The sequence below is a fragment of the Cyanobium sp. NIVA-CYA 375 genome, from assembly GCF_056108345.1.
Genome location: NZ_JBSYHW010000315.1, coordinates 1 through 752 on the forward strand (window position 1 = coordinate 1; position 752 = coordinate 752).

The following is a 752-nucleotide window of genomic DNA, read 5'->3' on the forward strand; positions in this document are numbered from 1 at the left end:
AGCGACTGGACGGCCTCGGGGGTCGCATCCGCGTCGAAGGTGAAGATGCGGTCGGCGCTCGGGGCGGTGAAGGTCGCGAACGCCACCCCGTTATACGACAGGGTGCTGCCGCTGAAGGTCAGGCCGAAGGCGGGATTGCTGTTGTTGAAGTAGATGAAATCTTCCCCGGCCACCGCGTTGGTGACCTGGATGCGCAGTGACCCGCCGTCAAAGTTGGCGTTGTCCACATCGCTGACTGTGGCGTCCAGACCCGCGTCCAGCATGGCCGAGAACAGCGAACCGCCTTCGGTGAAGCTCGTCGTCTCACCACTCAGATTGCCGATCACAGGCGCGTCGTTCACAGCCGTGATGTTGAAGGTGATCGTGTTCGGGGTGGGGTCTGTGTCAACCCCGCCGTTGGCGGTGCCGCCGTTGTCCTGGACCTGGAATGTAAAGCTCGCCGCGCCTGCGCCGTTGGCGTCGGCAGCTGGCACATAAACCAGACGACCTGCGCTGATGTCGGCGGCCGAGACGGACTGTCCCGCGGTGACGGCCGTGCCCAGGTCGCCGACACCTGCGCCGTCGGTGTCGATGTACAGTGTGCCAGTGGCCGGCAGGGTCGTGATGATGACCGCCTGCAGGCTCTGGCCTTCACTCTGGGTAGACCCCCCGTGATCGTCGAAACCGAAGTCCGCGACGAGCAAGGCCCGCGCTGCGTCTTCGTTGATCGTGATGGTCCTGTCTGTGCCGGTCGGGGCGTCGTTGACCCCGAT

Annotated in this window: 1 pseudogene; it reads right to left on the reverse strand. The window is 64.8% G+C overall.

Annotation, left to right across the window (positions count from 1 at the left end):
• Positions 1-752, reverse strand: a pseudogene (locus tag AC01FP_RS18310) (hypothetical protein); the annotation flags it as partial.